12 protein-coding genes are annotated in these 16,722 nt (G+C 55.7%); 10 read left to right on the forward strand and 2 right to left on the reverse strand.

Features of this window, described 5'->3' with window-relative positions; translation table 11 throughout:
- The first annotated feature begins 405 nt into the window (after window positions 1–405).
- Window positions 406–1,680: a DUF2254 domain-containing protein gene (locus J5278_RS25160; protein WP_209186892.1), complete on the forward strand. Its 1,275-nt coding sequence runs from the start codon at window positions 406–408 to the stop codon at window positions 1,678–1,680.
- 488 nt (window positions 1,681–2,168) lie between these two features.
- On the opposite strand, the gene J5278_RS25165 is transcribed toward J5278_RS25160, so the two are convergent.
- The gene (locus J5278_RS25165; protein ID WP_209188256.1) at window positions 2,169–4,088 is read right to left on the reverse strand and encodes a bifunctional diguanylate cyclase/phosphodiesterase; all 1,920 of its coding nucleotides are present in this window, start codon (window positions 4,086–4,088) and stop codon (window positions 2,169–2,171) included.
- A 598-nt stretch (window positions 4,089–4,686) separates the two neighbouring features.
- Between J5278_RS25165 and J5278_RS25170 the strand changes: the two genes are divergently transcribed.
- The 4 genes from J5278_RS25170 (at window position 4,687) to J5278_RS25185 (ending at window position 10,880) form a co-directional block, all read left to right on the forward strand.
- Window positions 4,687–5,193 (forward strand): oxidoreductase, encoded by a 507-nt coding sequence (locus J5278_RS25170; RefSeq protein WP_142831047.1) that lies wholly within the window; start codon window positions 4,687–4,689, stop codon window positions 5,191–5,193.
- A 9-nt stretch (window positions 5,194–5,202) separates the two neighbouring features.
- Window positions 5,203–7,167, forward strand: coding sequence for a bifunctional diguanylate cyclase/phosphodiesterase (locus J5278_RS25175; protein WP_209186895.1), 1,965 nt, complete (start codon window positions 5,203–5,205; stop codon window positions 7,165–7,167).
- A gap of 21 nt (window positions 7,168–7,188) precedes the next feature.
- Window positions 7,189–7,881 carry an FkbM family methyltransferase gene (locus tag J5278_RS25180; protein WP_209186896.1) on the forward strand — a complete coding sequence of 231 codons (693 nt, stop codon included), beginning with the start codon at window positions 7,189–7,191 and terminating at the stop codon, window positions 7,879–7,881.
- Window positions 7,882–8,072: 191 nt separating this feature from the next.
- Complete coding sequence (locus tag J5278_RS25185; protein ID WP_209186897.1) at window positions 8,073–10,880, forward strand: EAL domain-containing protein; 2,808 nt, start codon at window positions 8,073–8,075, stop codon at window positions 10,878–10,880.
- 195 nt (window positions 10,881–11,075) lie between these two features.
- On the opposite strand, the gene J5278_RS25190 is transcribed toward J5278_RS25185, so the two are convergent.
- A complete protein-coding gene (locus tag J5278_RS25190) occupies window positions 11,076–11,393 on the reverse strand; it encodes a hypothetical protein (RefSeq protein ID WP_209186898.1) in 318 nt (105 codons plus the stop codon).
- Between the two features lie 751 nt (window positions 11,394–12,144).
- Here J5278_RS25190 and J5278_RS25195 point away from each other — a divergent pair.
- From J5278_RS25195 to J5278_RS25215, 5 genes are all read left to right on the forward strand, one after another.
- Window positions 12,145–12,492, forward strand: coding sequence for a transposase (locus tag J5278_RS25195; RefSeq protein ID WP_209187428.1), 348 nt, complete (start codon window positions 12,145–12,147; stop codon window positions 12,490–12,492).
- A 62-nt stretch (window positions 12,493–12,554) separates the two neighbouring features.
- Complete coding sequence (tnpB, locus tag J5278_RS25200) at window positions 12,555–12,836, forward strand: IS66 family insertion sequence element accessory protein TnpB (protein WP_374109200.1); 282 nt, start codon at window positions 12,555–12,557, stop codon at window positions 12,834–12,836.
- A 77-nt stretch (window positions 12,837–12,913) separates the two neighbouring features.
- A complete protein-coding gene (locus J5278_RS25205; protein ID WP_219258763.1) occupies window positions 12,914–14,572 on the forward strand; it encodes an IS66 family transposase in 1,659 nt (552 codons plus the stop codon).
- Window positions 14,572–15,156 carry a plasmid pRiA4b ORF-3 family protein gene (locus tag J5278_RS25210; RefSeq protein ID WP_209229420.1) on the forward strand — a complete coding sequence of 195 codons (585 nt, stop codon included), beginning with the start codon at window positions 14,572–14,574 and terminating at the stop codon, window positions 15,154–15,156. Before J5278_RS25205 ends, J5278_RS25210 begins: the two co-directional genes overlap by 1 nt.
- Before the next feature lie 465 nt (window positions 15,157–15,621).
- The gene (locus J5278_RS25215; RefSeq protein ID WP_111223089.1) at window positions 15,622–16,701 is read left to right on the forward strand and encodes an IS630 family transposase; all 1,080 of its coding nucleotides are present in this window, start codon (window positions 15,622–15,624) and stop codon (window positions 16,699–16,701) included.
- The last annotated feature ends 21 nt before the right edge of the window (window positions 16,702–16,722 follow it).

The following is a 16,722-nucleotide window of genomic DNA, read 5'->3' on the forward strand; positions in this document are numbered from 1 at the left end:
CAGTGAGATCCAACCAGGGTGCGAAGACCATCATCGCACCGAATTCGATCTGAGGTTCGGCGGTTGCAGAATCCTTTCTGTCGGGTTCTGCATTACAGCGCATCTGTCCCAGTTCTTTGAGCGCTTGCGATTGTCGACAGCTTTGCCCTCGTCAAGTTCAAGTGTGGCGTATTGGTTGTTTTGGCCACAATGAACGAGAACAAGGCGGGGGACGGGCACCTGGCTAACCAAGGTCGCAAGATGGCCGCACCAACTCTGCTTCAGTAGTCCGCCATACCCAGTTTGGTGTGATTTCTGGTCAAACTTCGTCATGGGAGCGGACTGTATGCCAAGCATCGCGCGCTGCGGTGAATTCTGGTAGTCCTGCACTATGTATTGACATCCGTGCAAACTGGATCCGTCTTCATGAATTCCCGCTGGGTTTGGTTGCTGTCCCAAATTGCCCGCCGCATCTGGTTCAGAGCAACGCTGTTTTCCATTCTTGCGATCGCCACCGCTCTCCTTGCCATTGTCGTTGGCCCCTTCATCCCAGATCATCTTTCCACGCAGATCGGCGCTGGGGCCGTCGACAATATTCTGGAAATCATCGCGTCCAGCATGCTGACGGTGACAACGTTCTCGCTCAGCACCATGGTTTCGGCCTATTCGGCAGCGACCAGCAATGTGACGCCGCGCGCCACCAGATTGGTCATGGAGGACAGCACCACCCAAAATGTCCTTGCGACGTTCATGGGATCGTTCCTGTTTAGTCTGGTGGGGATCATCGCGCTCAGCACAGGGGCTTATGGAAACAGCGGACGGGTCGTCCTGTTCCTTGTGACAATCGGCGTGATCATCTTGATCGTTGTCACGCTGCTTCGCTGGATAGACCATTTGTCAAGGCTGGGACGCGTGACCGAAACCACGGAACGGATCGAAAGGGTCGCGGTCGAAGCCATGCGGGCTTTTTGGCAACGGCCTTATCTGGGAGGAAGCCGTCTGACGCACGCCAACGAGATCCCATGGTCAGCGAAGCCGATTTTCATAAACCGTATCGGCTATGTGCAGCATCTCGACATGAGTGCGCTCTCATCGATCGCCAAGGGTTCGAAGGCGCGGATCTACGTGAGGATGATTCCCGGCAAGCTCGTCGATCCGACAAGTCCGGCTGCATGGATTGATGGCCTGGACGAAGAGCAGGAGTGCGTAACGGCCGCCTGTGTGAAGTGCTTTTCTATTGAGGACACCCGATCCTACGACCAGGACCCTCGCTTCGGGGCATCAGTTCTTTCGGAAATAGCCTCGCGCGCCCTTTCGCCAGCGGTTAACGACCCGGGCACAGCAATCGACGTCATTTCACGGGCGCTGCGCGTCCTGGCTGTTTGGACGGAGCCTGTCGATGAAAAGGTTCAGGGCGATGTTCTTTTTCCCGACATCTATGTTCCGGCGATCGATCTGGACGACCTGTTCAACGATCTATTCACACCGATCGCGCGCGACGGCGCTGCCCTCGTCGAGATCGGCCTGAAGCTGCAGAAGGTGTTCGCTATCCTGGCAAGGTTCCCCCAGTCTTGCTATCGCGATAATGCTTTGCGCCACTCGAAGGAGGCGCTTGCGCGCGCCGAGCTGGTTCTCCACCTGGAAGCCGACAAGCAGAGGCTTAGGCTCGCAGCGAAAGCAGTCATCGAGGTCCAGCAATAGGATTTGCGGCCTCGGATAGACCGCGAACACCAAACAACCTCTGACCAGCGGATCACCGTGGCCCCGGCAATGAAGACACCCACGCGCAAGAAAAATGTGGCCATCGATGACTCTGTCGTCATCGTCAATTTCGGTGAACTGTTGATCGATCTGCGGTAGCGCGGTGAGCCTCTTGACCGGCTCTCCCACAACGGTGTGCCTCTTCCGAGATCCTCGTTTTCGGCTTTCGAGGCCCAGCGACACCAAGGTGGGCCGTCTTTGAAAGGGCCAAGCAAGCCACTATACGCTGGACGCAGGGTGGTTCTGTGCTGAGCTAAAAACCGGCGGCGAAGGAGATCAAAACCCGAGTGGACTTCTGGAATGGTATGAAGGTTTGGAACCTGACTTACCTTCGTCACAACAATGACTTTAAGTATTGCCCAAGGGTAGGCAAGCGACACAGCTCGCCTCCAGCCGTAATTTTTTTTGCTGAGACCCACGCGGGAAATTTAAGCTGCAGCGCGCAACGCCATCCATTCTGTAAGGCTATCGATCGCCATCGGCCTGGCGAATAAATAGCCTTGAAATGTATCGCACCCGATGCCGCGCAGGATGTCAAGCTGGCGAGTGTCTTCGACACCTTCCGCGATACATTGCATCTTCATCGATCGGCATAGCGCAACGACCGCCGCCAGTATTTCGCATCCCGACTCGCTCGCAGTCCCAATCACGAAGCTTCGGTCGATCTTCACCTTATCGATCGGCAGCCTGTGAAGATAGCTCAGGCTGGATTGACCCGTACCGAAGTCGTCGAGCGCGATTTTGATGCCAAGGCCGCGAAGAAGGCGGATTGATTGCTCTGCAGCATCGAAGTCACGCATGACGGCGGTTTCCGTCAGTTCCATGGTGATGCGGGAGGGTTCAGCGCCAGCTTCGAGGATCAATGCGATGATGCCAACCACGGTCTCCGAGGAAGTGAGGTCATGGGCAGACAGGTTGAACGATAACGTTATTCCGGCGGGTAGCCGTGTGAGATGCGCGAGCGCCTTGCGCAGGAGTGTCAAGGTTAGCCGGTGGATAATGCCCGCCCGCTCGGCAAGTGGGATGAAGATATCAGGGGGGATACGGCCAAGGGTGGGACTGGTCCACCTGGCAAGCGCCTCCACTGCCCTCATCTCGAAATTCGGCCCACTGACGATTGGCTGAAGGTTGATCTCCATTTCGGTCTCGAGATCAGCGGCCTGCAGTGCCGCTTCCACGGCGCGTTCCGACCGAATGAGCCGCTCGTGCTCGCTTGAATATAGCACGGCAAAGCCGCGTCGCTCGCTCTTCGCTCTGTAGAGTGCATAATCAGCGCGGTCGTAAAGTGTCATGGCGCTCACGACCTCGGACGTCGATGTAGAAAGACCACAAGATGCTCCGATAGAGATTGCGATATCACCAAGCTTGAAAGGCCTCAACAGAGCTGCGCACGTCTGGTTCGCAAATACCGTCGCTGCTTCGCCGTCCATTTCAAGGAGGAAGGCGAATTCATCGCCTCCAAGACGTGCGACCATTGCTTCAGATCCGAAAGCCACGCGAAGTCGCTCTCCGGCGGCCTCAAGCAATTGGTCTCCGACAATGTGGCCATAGGTGTCATTGACCGCTTTGAAGCGGTCAAGATCAATAATTCCCACGCAGATCCTGCCGCCCTTTTTACCATCCAGTCCGATACGGCTCGACACCTCTGAGAAGAACAGCCGACGGTTTGGAAGTCGAGTAAGAGGATCCGTATGCGCGAGAACCGTCACCTCACGGTTTAACCGTTGCGTCTCGGCCTCCGAGCGGACCAGTCGAACGAAGCCGCGATGACTGTTAAGTAGGACGCGGATCATCACGATGGTCACAAGTAGGATATTCAGGGCGATGGCGATGTACACCGCATCGCCAAGCGAAAAATAATAAATGAGATAGGGAATAGTCACGATGGCAGTCACGGCCAGAGCTGCCTGGGGAAGGTGGATCAGGCAAAAGATACATCCAATGACAGTAATTGCGATAAAGATCGCAACGTGTGCCTGTTGGTGGTCACCCCCGTAGCTGCCCAATCCCAAAGACCAGGAGATGTAGACCGAGGCCATCACACCGCCAAGGACTGTGGTCCTTCTGAGCGTCTGGATTGCTTCGGCCCCATTTATAGGCGCATCAGGCTTTTTCAGCCAAGCAATAAGGCGCAGAATGCTGGCGGATACCAGAACCAGCGGAATCCATACGGTCATCCAGGCAGGGGCAACGTCAAGATGAGTGTAGGCGACCGCAACTGCGTTCAAGCTTAGCAAAGCATAAAGCAGGGGAATTTGGCCCTGGAGCTCGCGGCATTGGGCGATCGCCAGCTCGGGCTGCTCTTCGCGCAAGGTGAGCCAACGAAATAATCGCATATAGCTAAGCATGGCATCCTCATTTTTAGATGAAGATGGCAGCTTCGCGTAAAATCATTCCTAATATACTGATGATAATTACAAGAACAACAGGTTTGGAGAGCAATTCATGCGGTATGCAGCTTGTGTGTATGTGGCCGCAATGAGCGACCAAAGTTGCAGGTGGCACATACCAAGCTCAGCGATTCCACCGCGTTTGTCGTCCCGGCCTATATCGTGCAACAGTACGAAATGCCGTTCGATACGCACGCTAGGTCAAGGAATTCTGTGCATTTAAGCGCTGAAAGTTCTTGAACATCAAACATGGAAAGCCGCTGCCATCGCCAATTTTGCAGGTGTCTTCCGCATCTCTACGCTGTGTCCTTCCTATTGGAGCGAAAGAGCGGGCTCTATATCCAAAACTCCGATCTATCTGACACAGAATTAAAGGCGCCTCCGTGTTTCTAGACAACCTCGTTTGGCCGAAAAAGCGGCCAAGGGCAACGGCGTTCATCTGATACCAAAAATAGTTACCCGCCGTCGGGTACAAATGCTGAAAAGGCGTTCTTATCGTCACCGAAAATTAGGCAATGTCTTGTATTTGTCAAATTGTTGCGTCTGGAGAAGAATAATGAACCTCGCCCGTGTCATAGCCTGTGTGACTTTAACGTTCATCTGGTTTTCCAGCGCAAACGCAGGATCCCTTCCAGAGGCAAAAAACGAGACGATCCTGACCATCTCCGGAAACATCGAAAACACAAATGCCGGGCTGGATGCTCAATTCGACCGCGATATGCTTGAAACGCTGGGCCTAGAAACTGTCGAAACGTCAACGCCTTGGTATGATGGCAAAGTTCGCTTCGAAGGAGTGTCACTCCAAAAGCTGATGACCCTTGTCGGCGCCAAAGGATCGACTGTAACTGCAATCGCACTTAATGACTATAGCTGCGTAATTCCGCTTGAAGACTTTAAAAAATATCATGTCATTCTCGCCCTGAAACGAGATGGAAAATACATGGCGATTCGAGACAAGGGGCCATTGTTTATCGTGTATCCCTACGACAGTGATTCTCAGCTGCAAAACCAGCTTTATTACACACGGTCGGCCTGGCAGGTCGCCAAGCTTAGAGTCGAATAGAGATTAAGCGTGAGATGGATCCTGGGAGCCGTCATCTGCGGCCTGATAGTAGCAACGTGCTACATCGCCACCATTATCGCTGCGCAGCAAACAGGTTTGCAAAAATTTACCCGGTACAACGATTCTTGGACCGTCAATCAAGCGTCTGTCGAGTATTTGAGGCTCGAACGCAGTCTGGCTGCTTATGCTTTAGATATGACAGAGGCAAATAGAGCAGACGCCCGCCTCCGCCTCGAGATTGCGATTGGTCGTGTTCAGCTTCTGCAGCAGGGCAGTCTACGCGTTCTCATTGAAGGCGACCGGCACAACAGAGCCGTGTTCGAGGCGTTCAGAGCAACGCTTCTGAGCTTGGATGAACGGTTGGAGCATCTGGACAGGGCAGGTGTGCAAGCTGCTCTTCAGTCGATGGGCAGGCTCGATTCGCCTTTGATGGGCCTTGGCGTTGCGGCAACCGAGTATGGCGCAACCCTTCTTAACGACGCGCAGGCACAAATGCGTCATCTTTATTTCATTCATATCGGACTTGCGTCAGGACTTATTCTATGTGGCGTCGTGCTGGTGATCTTTCTGCTTCGTCAAAACCGGCTGCTCGGTCGCGCCCACACCCGCACGGAGCGATTGGCAACCGATCTTCGCCAGGCAACGGAAGAACTGCAAAATCAGAACCTTCGTCTTGAACACGATGCTCATCACGATGCACTCACCGGTCTTCCCAATCGCGTCCTGCTCAGACAAGACCTGGAGCTACGGCGGGCAACAGCGCATACCGAAGTATCTTCTATTCTTCTTCTTGATCTCGATGGGTTCAAGGATGTCAACGATACGCTCGGGCACGATATGGGTGACGTGCTCCTCCAGGCTGTCGCGGCGAGGTTAAACCGTCTGAGCCATGGCGGCGATACAGCTTGCCGTCTGGGTGGGGATGAGTTTGCCGTATTGTCCACAGGCTTGACCCGGGAAAAGGCATTTGATCTCGCCAACATCATAATCACAAAGATCGCCGAACCGTATCAGATCGATCAACTGCGAATCAAAATCAATACATGTATCGGTATTGCTTTTTCGGATGATGTGTCGACGACAGAGGAGCTGTTGAAGCAAGCAGATCTCGCCCTCTATGAAGCCAAGGCGCTCGGAGCGGGGCATGCATGCCTATTCGATCCTCAGATGCAAGTACGCTTGCAGGAGACGAAATCCTTTGAGATCGACTTGTCACGGGCTCTGGAACAGGGCGAGATGGAGGTCTACTATCAGCCCCAGGTCATAATGGCGACCCGCGACATTTGCGGCTATGAGGCGCTGCTGCGATGGAAACACCCGACACGCGGCTTCGTCTCGCCCACGCTATTCATTCCGGTCGCTGAGAGGATCGGTTTAATCCACGAACTGGGGGCGTGGGTTCTCGAGACAGCTTGTGTTGAAGCTGCGGCGTGGGGACGCCTCTCCAAGATTTCCGTCAACCTTTCTCCGGTTCAGTTTCGTGGGGTGAACCTCATCCAAAAGCTTGCGGCCACCCTCGACCAGACTGGGCTTTCCCCCGACCGGCTGGAATTGGAAATCACAGAATCTGTGATGCTTGACAAAAATGAACAGACGCTTGAAACGCTACGGCAAATAAAGGCGCTCGGGATCCACATCGCAATGGACGATTTCGGTACCGGTTATTCGTCGCTTGGTAGCCTCAGCAGCTTTCCCTTCGACAAGATGAAAATCGATCGATCTTTCGTCCGCGACGTTACGACATCGCCGAGTGCTTTGACGATCGTTGAACTAGCGATAGGGGTAGGCCGCAGCCTGAGCATGACCACAATCGTGGAAGGCATTGAAACGGAGGAACAATTCGAGTTGCTGAGGCGGCTTGGATGTGAACAGGCCCAGGGCTACCTGACTGGACGGCCCATGCCTGCTTCGGAACTTGCGTACCTGCACCCCGATCACGTAGAAGGGCAAAGATTGGTAGGCAAGGCTTTATAGTGGAATTGGGAGTGTGCCGGCATGGAGCTATTGACCATACATGGAATTGACGTGCCCCTGGCACCCTGCGAGGTTTCTCCTGTCATATGGTTGGCGCTTACCAGCGGCAGTTATGAAGCAAAAGAAGCACGGGCGGTTTTCAGGGCTGTTAAACCGGGAGACCGGGTACTTGAACTTGGGTCAGGCATTGGCATCATCACGTCGATCATCGCGAAAATCGAAGGGGTATCGGTGTGGGCGTTTGAAGCCAACCCAACCACTGCACTGCTGGCACAACGAGTCATAAGGGCTAATGGTCTCGACAATGTCATCTTTTCGCAGGGGCTTCTCACAAACGGAGAACCAAAAACCTGCAGGTTTTACGTACGCAAGGACCTTTGGATGTCATCTATGGATGAAAACCAAGGGGCCTACGAGCACGAAATAGAGCTTACATCTGCCAACATTGACACATTCATCATGCGCAATCGTATCAACGCCCTCGTTATGGACATAGAAGGAGCAGAACGGGATCTCCTACAGAACGCCGAGCTGCCAGGGATCGAACGCATCTTCTTGGAACTTCATGACCATCTATACGGGTTGTCCGGTATCCGCGACATTACGCATGCGCTGGCGCTCAAGGGCTATGCCTATGATCCAAGGGGTTCGCAGGGTCATTGCGTCCTGTTTTCAACAGACGATAGTCCACGCCAGTATGACCCTGAGGTTTGAAATCAGTGAACAAAAGCAAGATGGCCAAGCCACATAGGCCGGCCATCGCTGTAGCCAAACCATGGACTTTACGTTTGTATTAACTACGCCGGTGGAAGCAGATGATATTGTCCGGTTGTATCTCCCGCCATTAGCATTTCGTACATTCGACATCCCACATATGAGATTGGTATGTTTCGGGGGTGTTGTGAATGTTCAGGGTATTGACGTGTCTTTCGGGTGAACACGATCTTCGTCTGGTGGTGTCGGCTGGGATTTTGTGCTTCCTGTCGAGCTATGTCGCGATGATGTTGCTCCAGAGAGCGCAGAAAACCGGCGGTATTGCCCGAGGAATCTGGTTGGCGACTGCTGGCGTCGCCGGTGGTTTTGGCATCTGGTCGACGCATTTTATTGCCATGCTCGCCTATGATCCCGGCGTCGTCGTCGGCTACGAGGCCTACCGCACTTTCCTATCCCTACTGATCGCCGTCGCGACGACTGGAGCCAGCGTCGCCACAGCAACCTACTTGCGCAGTCGTGCCGGTTTTCTGGCTGGAGGCAGCCTTTTTGCGCTCGGTGTCGGCGCAATGCACTTCCTCGGGATGTCGGCGATTGAATTCCCCGGCAAGATCACGTGGGACCGTGACCTCATCGCCGCCTCGCTGCTCTTAGGGTGCCTATTTTCGATGGCCGGCTTCTCCGTCGCCTACCAATGCGGAAATAGCCTTAGAAGCAAGCTGCTCTCGGCAAGCATGCTGACGCTTGGCGTCGTTAGCCTGCATTTCACTGCAATGGGTGGGGTCAATATCGTCCCGGCCGCAGTACAGCTGGATCGTTTCAATCTTCTGTCGCCGATCGTGATGATTGTGACGATCGCCAGTGTCTCACTTTCACTTTTGGCATCCGGCCTTGCAGCAGCTCTTTTTGCTGTTCGTGCGGAGAACGCCGCATCTGCGAGCAACGCAAACTTCAAGATGCTGATTGAGGGCGTTACCGATTACGCTATCTACATGCTCGGTCTTCAGGGTCATGTCAGCAGCTGGAACGCTGGCGCCGAACGCGCCAGCGGATATACCGCCGCGGAGATCGTCGGCAAGCATTTTGCAATTTTCTATTCACAGAAGGATCGGCACAACGGGATCCCGGCGACCGCGCTGGACATCGCAAGAACCAGAGACAAATTCGAGGGAGAGTATTGGTACTATCGCAAGGACGGCACGTGTTTCTGGGCACATGTTGTCATCAATCCAATTTTTGCGGACAATGGCGAACTGGCTGGTTATGCCAAGATTATCAGGGACAAGACTATCCACAAGGCCGACGCAGATCGCCTTGCCGCGGTTATGAGAAACCTTGATGTCGCCCTGCAAAATATGTCCCAGGGAATTTGCCTATTCGATGCGAATGAGTGCCTGGTACTGGCCAATGAGCGCTATAGCGAGATATTCGGCTTCCCTCCCGGTTTTATCGTCCCGGGCCTTTGCTATCGCGACATCGTCGAGCGTGGCTATTCCCTGACCGATGCTTCGCCTGACGTCTACGGTCCGAAAGCCTCGCACCATTACGACCGACATATGGCCGTCGTACGGGGTGGCGAGCACGGCGCCATAATCCATAGACTTTCGAGCGGCACCTCGGTGCAGGCAAATTACAATACTATGGAGAGCGGCGCTTGGGTCGTCACATTCGAGGACATCACTGCGCGGCTATTGTCCGAAGAAAAGATCTCTTTCATGGCCAGCCATGACGGCCTGACCGGTCTGGCCAATCGTGCAGAATTCAACGCATCTCTCGCGCAGGAGCTTGTTCTTGCCCGTCGAACCGCGGCCCAGCTTGCGGTCATCGTCATCGATCTCGACAAGTTCAAAGAAATCAATGACCAGCATGGACATGCGACAGGCGATCAGGTTCTGAGCGTGCTTGCCGACCGCATGACTGCAATGCTCGACGACGACGAATTTGTTGCTCGTTTCGGAGGCGACGAATTTGCAGCGGTCAAGCGCTTTACTGAGATGGTCGAACTGCATGACTTTCTCGCTCGGCTGGAAGCCTGCCTGTGCGCCGAGATCCACGTCGAAGGTTTTGAGATCAAGCCCGGTGCGAGCATGGGGATCGCGCTTTATCCACAGGATGCTGACAGCGCTGAGTTGTTGCTTGGTAATGCCGATCTGGCGATGTACAGGGCGAAAGGCGCTTTGAGGCAGTCGGTCTGCTTCTACGAAACGGCAATGGATGAGGCGGCGCGCGGCCGCCGCGCACTGGCAAATGATCTATGGGCGGCCGTTGAGAAGAAACAGTTCCACCTGCATTATCAAGTGCAGAAATCGGTCATGACAGGCGCCGTTACCGGTTACGAGGCCCTGTTGCGCTGGAACCATCCGGACCGAGGGAACGTGCCGCCGATGGACTTCATTGTTCTGGCTGAGGAGTGCGGTGCAATCCTTCCGATCGGCGAATGGGTGCTGCGCGAAGCTTGCCGTGAAGCGGCTCGTTGGCAGCAGCCGCACAAGATTGCTGTCAACCTCTCGCCGGTGCAACTGATGAACACCGATATCGCCGCACTGGTTCATACTGTTTTGCTCGACACGGGTCTGAACCCGGCACGCCTCGAACTTGAGATCACCGAAACATCGATTATAACGGACAAGGATCGCGCGCTACACGCGCTTCGACAAATCAAGCAACTCGGTGTCTCAATCGCCATCGACGATTTCGGCACAGGCTATTCGTCGCTTGAAACCCTTCGGGCCTTTCCTTTCGATAAGATCAAGCTTGATCGCAGCTTTATGGACCAAGTGGAGACAAGTCCGCAGGCCAAGGCAATTGTTCGCGCCATTCTTGCCCTAGGTCAGAGCCTCGAAGTACCTGTCCTTGCGGAAGGCGTGGAGACGCGAGTCCAGCTCGACATTCTTTTGTCGGAGGGATGCAACGAAGCACAGGGCTACTTCCTTGGCCGACCAAAGCCAATGCACGAGGACGCGGACGCCGATCAGACAATAACGCCCGAAATGGCGGCCTAGGTTACGAGATGATCGAGGCTGCATTCCTTTGCGCCTCATGAAGCGTCACAACGCGCAGTCCTGAAAGAACTTTGGGGAAAATGACCCCCATCCTGCCTCGCGAGGACGGGTTAGTAACATCGATTGACGCAAAACACCAGCTCCAACCAGCGCGTTCGGCGGGCCCATTGTCAGACTTGCTTTCGGTCCCCCAGCTTAGTGTTCCGCCTCACCGAAAAGGCGCGCCCCGTCGTCTGTGACAATTCCGACCGTTTCCTGCAGTGCAATCGTGGCGCTCCAGTCGGGTTCGCGCTCATTGAGCAAGTTCAAAACCAAATGACGATCGAGCGGTTCAAGCGTCAATTTGAAAATTGATGTCTCCGGCCAAGGCTCTTCTAAAGAGCCACTTTCGCACAAATCACGCCGATGTTGACCTGCCTCTTGAAACGCCTTGTCCAGCGTGTCGCAGTACGCAAGGAGCGTAGTATTCGAGGGGCTAATTGGAAATGCCCACACAACCATAGGTTCAGGCACGGCACATATCCTTTCATGCGCGAAGCACTCTCAATGCTTGTATCTATAGAACGGATATGGCAATTAGACCAAGAGGAGAAGATAAGCGTCCACTACTTTGCAATCGCTTGTCCTCGCGACCAGAAATGGTTGTATATCCTCTATAAGGCGCCTAGACTAACTGGCGGCTCAGACGGTTTTACTGGAGGCATGAGCGCCGGCAACTCTGACATTTATAGATGCAATAGCGGCCGTCCGCCTCGTTTTGTGGAGCGACGATCTTTATCGACACTCACCGTCAAACCCGGAAATGCATAAAATACCGCCCGGACGGCTTCAGCGCATGGCCCAGGCGCTTTGCTTCGCCGCATAATGTACAAAGTCGAGCTGAGTAGTGCGGCCGTCTGCGCAAGAAGGCAGTGTCGCGCGACGAGCGGTGATCGGTGGTGAGATTCCAAGGTTGCCCGCGCGAATTGTGCGACAAGACTTGCGATATGTGGCGGGTGTTGGGAGAATTCCAGCGGTTCGCCCGCGATGCGTCATAATCGGACTTCAGATCCACTCGATACAAGACTAGCTGGCTCGTCCCTTTTTCCTGACATGGGTGAGCAAATCTCGTGCGTGGGCGAGGGGTCCCACTGCCGATACGCGTGAAAATGCTTTTGCGTTGCTCAGTTCGACGTATCGCTCCGGCGTGGACCGCCTTGCGAGTTTTGGGCGATATCGTGATTTTGCGCTCTTGAGAGTGGATTTAAGAGCGCAATGAGGAACTATGGCACAGGCCATTTTGCTGACGGGTCAAGAACGGCGCCGTCGTTGGTCACCGGATGATCGACAGGAAATTCTGGAGGCAGCATTCGCTCCCGGTGCAAATGTGTCGGAGGTAGCGCGTCGTTTTGATGTTTCGACGGGGCTGCTCTACACGTGGCGCCGCCAGGCGCTGTCGGTTGAGGTGACGGATGGTCCTGCCTTCGTGCCCGCGACGGTCGTGGGTGCCGCGGGCGGTGGCGATGTCGTTGCGGCGACGATCGCTGTGGACTTTGCGAACGGTACCAAGGTGAGGATTGCGTCCGGGGCACCTTGTGATCTTGCCGCAGCAGTAATGCGAGCGCTCAAATGATCCCGATCAGTTCGAGCGTGCGTGTTTGGATTGCGAGCGGCCATTGCGATATGCGCAAAGGGATGCAGGGTCTTGCTCTGATCGTGCAGGAAGGTCTGGGCCGTGATCCGTTCAAGGGGGACGTTTTTGTCTTCCGGGGGAAAAGTGGCCGGCTGATCAAGGCTCTTTGGCATGACGGAATTGGACTTTCGCTATACGCAAAGCGGCTCGAGCGCGGCCGCTTTATCTGGCCGGCGACGGAGGATGGAGCGATTGCGCTGACGGCTGGCCAGATGTCCTATCTGCTTGAGGGAATTGACTGGCGAAACCCGCAGCAGACATGGCGCCCGACGAGCGCGGGATAGCGTTTTTTTGGCGGGATTGCGTGCGGCAGCACCAAGAAAAGCTATACAAATCAGTGGTTTTGTGATTCACTTCGAGCATGGAAACCGGCTCGGGAAATCACCGTGATCATGCTGCAGCCCTGGAAGCAGAGCTAGCGATTGCGCGGTCGGAACGGGCTACTGCTTTGGCCGAATTGGCTGTTGCCAAGGCCAAGGAGGCCGACGATCAGGCCATCATTCTTCGCCAGAAAGTCTATATCGAAAAGCTGCAACGGGAACTGCGCGGTCAGAAGTCGGAACGGACAGCGCGGCTGATCGCGCAGATGGAGCTGATGCTTGAGGACGCCGAAGCGGCGGCGACCGAAGATGAGCTTGCCGCCGAAATGGCCGTTGCCGCAGCTGCTGCGATTGCGGTCACCGGCTTTACGCGCAAGCGGCCCGTCAAGAAGCCTTTCCCGGAATATCTTCCGCGTGAGCGTGTCGTGGTGCCTGGTCCGGTTGCCTGCAGCTGCTGTGGCGGTGAACGGCTTCGCAAGCTCGGCGAAGACATCACCGAAACGATGGAGAGCGTACCGCGTAGCTGGAAGGTCATTCAGACGGTGCGGGAAAAGTTCACCTGCCGTGACTGCGAGAAGATCAGCCAGGCACCTGCACCCTTCCATGTCATACCGAGAGGATGGGCGGGTCCGAGCCTTTTGGCGATGATGCTCTGCGACAAGTTCGGCCAGCACATTCCCCTCAATCGCCAGGTCGAACGTTTTGCCCTGGAAGGTGTGCCAGTCAGTCTGTCGACAGCAGCAGACGCGATTGGCGCGTGCTGCCAGGTCCTTGACCCGCTTGTGAGGCGGATTGAAAGCCATACGTTCGCGTCTGAACGGATCCACGGTGATGACACGACCGTGCCGGTTCTCGCTCTCGGCAAGACCGTCACCGGTCGGATATGGAGCTACGTCAAGGACGATGCTCCGTTTGGCGGAACGGCGCCTCCGTCGGCGATGTTCTATTATTCCCGGGACCGGGCCGGCGAACATCCACAGGCGCATCTGGCCAATTATAGCGGCATCCTTCAGGCGGATGCCTATACGGGCTATGGCCAGCTCTATCTTCCTGATCGAAGTCCGGGCCCGATTCATGAGGCGGCGTGTTGGGCGCATGCGAGGCGACCATTCTTTGCGCAAGCCGATTTGGAGGCCAACGCGCGCCGAAAAGCGCAGGGTAAAAATGCCGCCGTCATCTCGCCGGTCGCCTTGAACATGGTGCAGCGGATCGACGCACTGTTCGAAATCGAGCGCCATATCAATGGCCGTACGGCCGATGAGAGAAAAGCAATCCGCCAGCAGTTGTCAAAACCGCTGATCGACGACGTGGAGATATGGATACGCGAACATCGCGCTAGGTTACCGCGCGACAATGACTTGGCAAAGGCGTTTGACTACATGCTGAACCGCTGGGAATCGTTCACCCGTTTCCTCGACGACGGGCGCATTTGCCTGTCGAACAATTGTGCGGAGCGATCTCTGCGCGGTGTGGCACTCGGACGGAAAGCCTGGCTATTTGCCGGTTCCGATCGAGGGGGCCAGCGGGCGGCGGCCATGTACAGCCTGATAGTCACCGCGAAAATGAATCGCATTGACCCACAGGCCTGGCTTGCCGATGTCCTTGCCCGCATCGCCGACCATCCAGTCAGCCGTCTTGATGAGCTTCTCCCCTGGAATTGGCGGGAAACCACAACATCGCCACTGAGGCAGGCGGCCTGATGGCAGGTCCTCTCGTTCGCTTAAAGATCACGCTCGATGACGTTGATCCCTTGGTGATGCGGCGCGTTGTCGTCCCATTCCGCATTCGGCTTGACCGGCTTCATGAGGTTCTTCAAGAGGCTTTCGGCTGGACCAACAGCCATCTGTATGAGTTCAGGATCCGTGACATCGGGTTCGGCGTGCCTGATGGCGGCTTTGATGGTCCCATCGATGCACGCAAAGAAACGCTTCTTGCTGCCATCGAAGATATCGGCGCGAAATCATTCAAGTATCTCTATGACTTCGGCGACGGCTGGACGCACACCGTGAAAATCGAAAAGGTTTTACCGGCGACCGCCGGCTTCGACGATCCCTTCCTGCTTGACGTTGTCGGACGATGTCCACCGGAGGATGTCGGCGGTCCGTGGGGTTATGAAGAGTTCCGCGAGGCCATTGCGGACACCAACCATGAGCGTCACCACGAACTTGTGGAATGGTGGGGCGATGCGCACTACGATCCTGGCGATGTCGACGCCGGCAATCTCCGCAAAAACGTCGAGGCTTTAGCTGCAAAGTGGAAACGCCGATCGCGAAAGAAAAGCTGAACCTGCGGTCCTCGGCGAATGCTTACAGTTCGACGGGGTCATGTCTGCTTGCTGCATCACACACAAAGTGGCTGGCAGCGCCTAAACACATGGCACTGTCATTTCAAGGCGCATGATCCAACCTCATCAGGGCGACTAACGAGAGCGTGCCCAGTTTTATATCCGCAGTCAGGTAGCTGGAGACTTCGCGCTCGCTGTTGGTAACTAGGGCAGGTGCAGCCTTCGTCTTCTCGGCTATATCGCTCGCTAGTTCTGCTCGTTGACCGATGTCGATCGCGGTTCTGACCTATTCGTGTGGCGTGGATGGCGAGCAGCCAATCTTAATAACGAAAGATGAAACGACAGCCCAGCCGGATATGCTCGGCTTCGTGGTCGAACACCATCCCATCGGCCCTAGTGGTTACCGCCTGACATAAGAGTCCTGTATGGGATTCCATTTGCTGGGTTGGCATGCGAGTCTGGCGCATGCGCACAGGAATATCGTTCACCGTTTCGCCAACAGATCACCAACGCCTGATGGCCTTGACCAGGGATCGCAATGCGCCCCAAAAGCACGTCTGGCGGGCCGAGATCATCCTGCTGAGTGCCGATGGCGTCGGAACTGTCGAGATTATGCGCCAGACCGGCAAATCGAAGACCTGCGTATGGCGCTGGCAAGAGCGCTTCGCCACAGAAGGCGTCGAGGGTCTCCTGCGCGACAAGACGCGGCCGTCGCGTATTGTGCGGCTCGGACCCGATGTCGCCGAGCGTGTGGTGGCCCTGACGCTGGCTGATCCGCCGGGCGAGACGACGCACTGGACGGCCGACATGATGGCGACGGCCGCCGGCATCAGCGCCAGCGCAGTCAGGCGTATCTGGAAAGCGCATGGCCTCGCACCTCATCGGTGGCGGCAGTTCAAATTGTCCAACGACCCGAAATTCGTCGACAAGCTGCGAGACGTTGTCGGCCTCTATGTTGATCCGCCAGCCCACGCCGTCGTGTTGTCGGTCGATGAGAAAAGCCAAATCCAGGCGCTCGACCGCACCCAGCCGGGCCTGCCGATGAAGAAGGGTCGGCTCGGCACCATGACCCACGACTACAAGCGGCACGGCACAACCACGCTGTTTGCCGCCCTCAACGTGCTCGACGGCACCGTCATCGGCCGCAACATGCAGCGTCATCGTCATCAGGAGTTCATCCGCTTCCTCAACGCCATTAACGCCCAGGTGCCGGACGACAAGGCCGTCCACGTCATCCTCGACAACTATGCTGCCCACAAGCATCCCAAGGTGAGAGCCTGGCTCGACCGTCACGAGCGTTTCACCTTCCACTTCACTCCGACTTCAAGCTCATGGCTCAACGCGGTGGAGGGTTTCTTCGCCAGGCTGTCGAAGCGGCGTCTGAAACGCGGCGTTTTCCATTCCGTCGTCGATCTCCAGGCCGCCATCAACCGTTTCCTCGTTGAGCACAACAAAAAGCCAAAGCCCTTCACTTGGACCGCCGATCCCGACAAAATCATCGCCGCCGTTAAACGCGGGCACCAAGCGTTAGATTCCATCCACTAGCGCCCACCTCGGGTAATTTTG

Source organism: Rhizobium sp. B21/90 (assembly GCF_019355815.1).
GTDB classification, from domain to species: Bacteria; Pseudomonadota; Alphaproteobacteria; order Rhizobiales; family Rhizobiaceae; genus Rhizobium; species Rhizobium rhododendri.

Bases quoted from the DNA above. Each gene is read 5' to 3' on its own strand.
- J5278_RS25215 (WP_111223089.1), top strand. From the start codon at position 15,622: ATGCGCACAGGAATATCGTTCACCGTTTCGCCAACAGATCACCAACGC.
- J5278_RS25180 (WP_209186896.1), top strand. From the start codon at position 7,189: ATGGAGCTATTGACCATACATGGAATTGACGTGCCCCTGGCACCCTGC.
- J5278_RS25170 (WP_142831047.1), top strand. From the start codon at position 4,687: ATGAACCTCGCCCGTGTCATAGCCTGTGTGACTTTAACGTTCATCTGG.
- J5278_RS25195 (WP_209187428.1), top strand. From the start codon at position 12,145: ATGGCACAGGCCATTTTGCTGACGGGTCAAGAACGGCGCCGTCGTTGG.
- J5278_RS25210 (WP_209229420.1), top strand. From the start codon at position 14,572: ATGGCAGGTCCTCTCGTTCGCTTAAAGATCACGCTCGATGACGTTGAT.
- J5278_RS25165 (WP_209188256.1), bottom strand. From the start codon at position 4,088: ATGCTTAGCTATATGCGATTATTTCGTTGGCTCACCTTGCGCGAAGAG.
- J5278_RS25185 (WP_209186897.1), top strand. From the start codon at position 8,073: ATGTTCAGGGTATTGACGTGTCTTTCGGGTGAACACGATCTTCGTCTG.
- J5278_RS25205 (WP_219258763.1), top strand. From the start codon at position 12,914: ATGGAAACCGGCTCGGGAAATCACCGTGATCATGCTGCAGCCCTGGAA.
- J5278_RS25160 (WP_209186892.1), top strand. From the start codon at position 406: ATGAATTCCCGCTGGGTTTGGTTGCTGTCCCAAATTGCCCGCCGCATC.
- tnpB (WP_374109200.1), top strand. From the start codon at position 12,555: ATGCAGGGTCTTGCTCTGATCGTGCAGGAAGGTCTGGGCCGTGATCCG.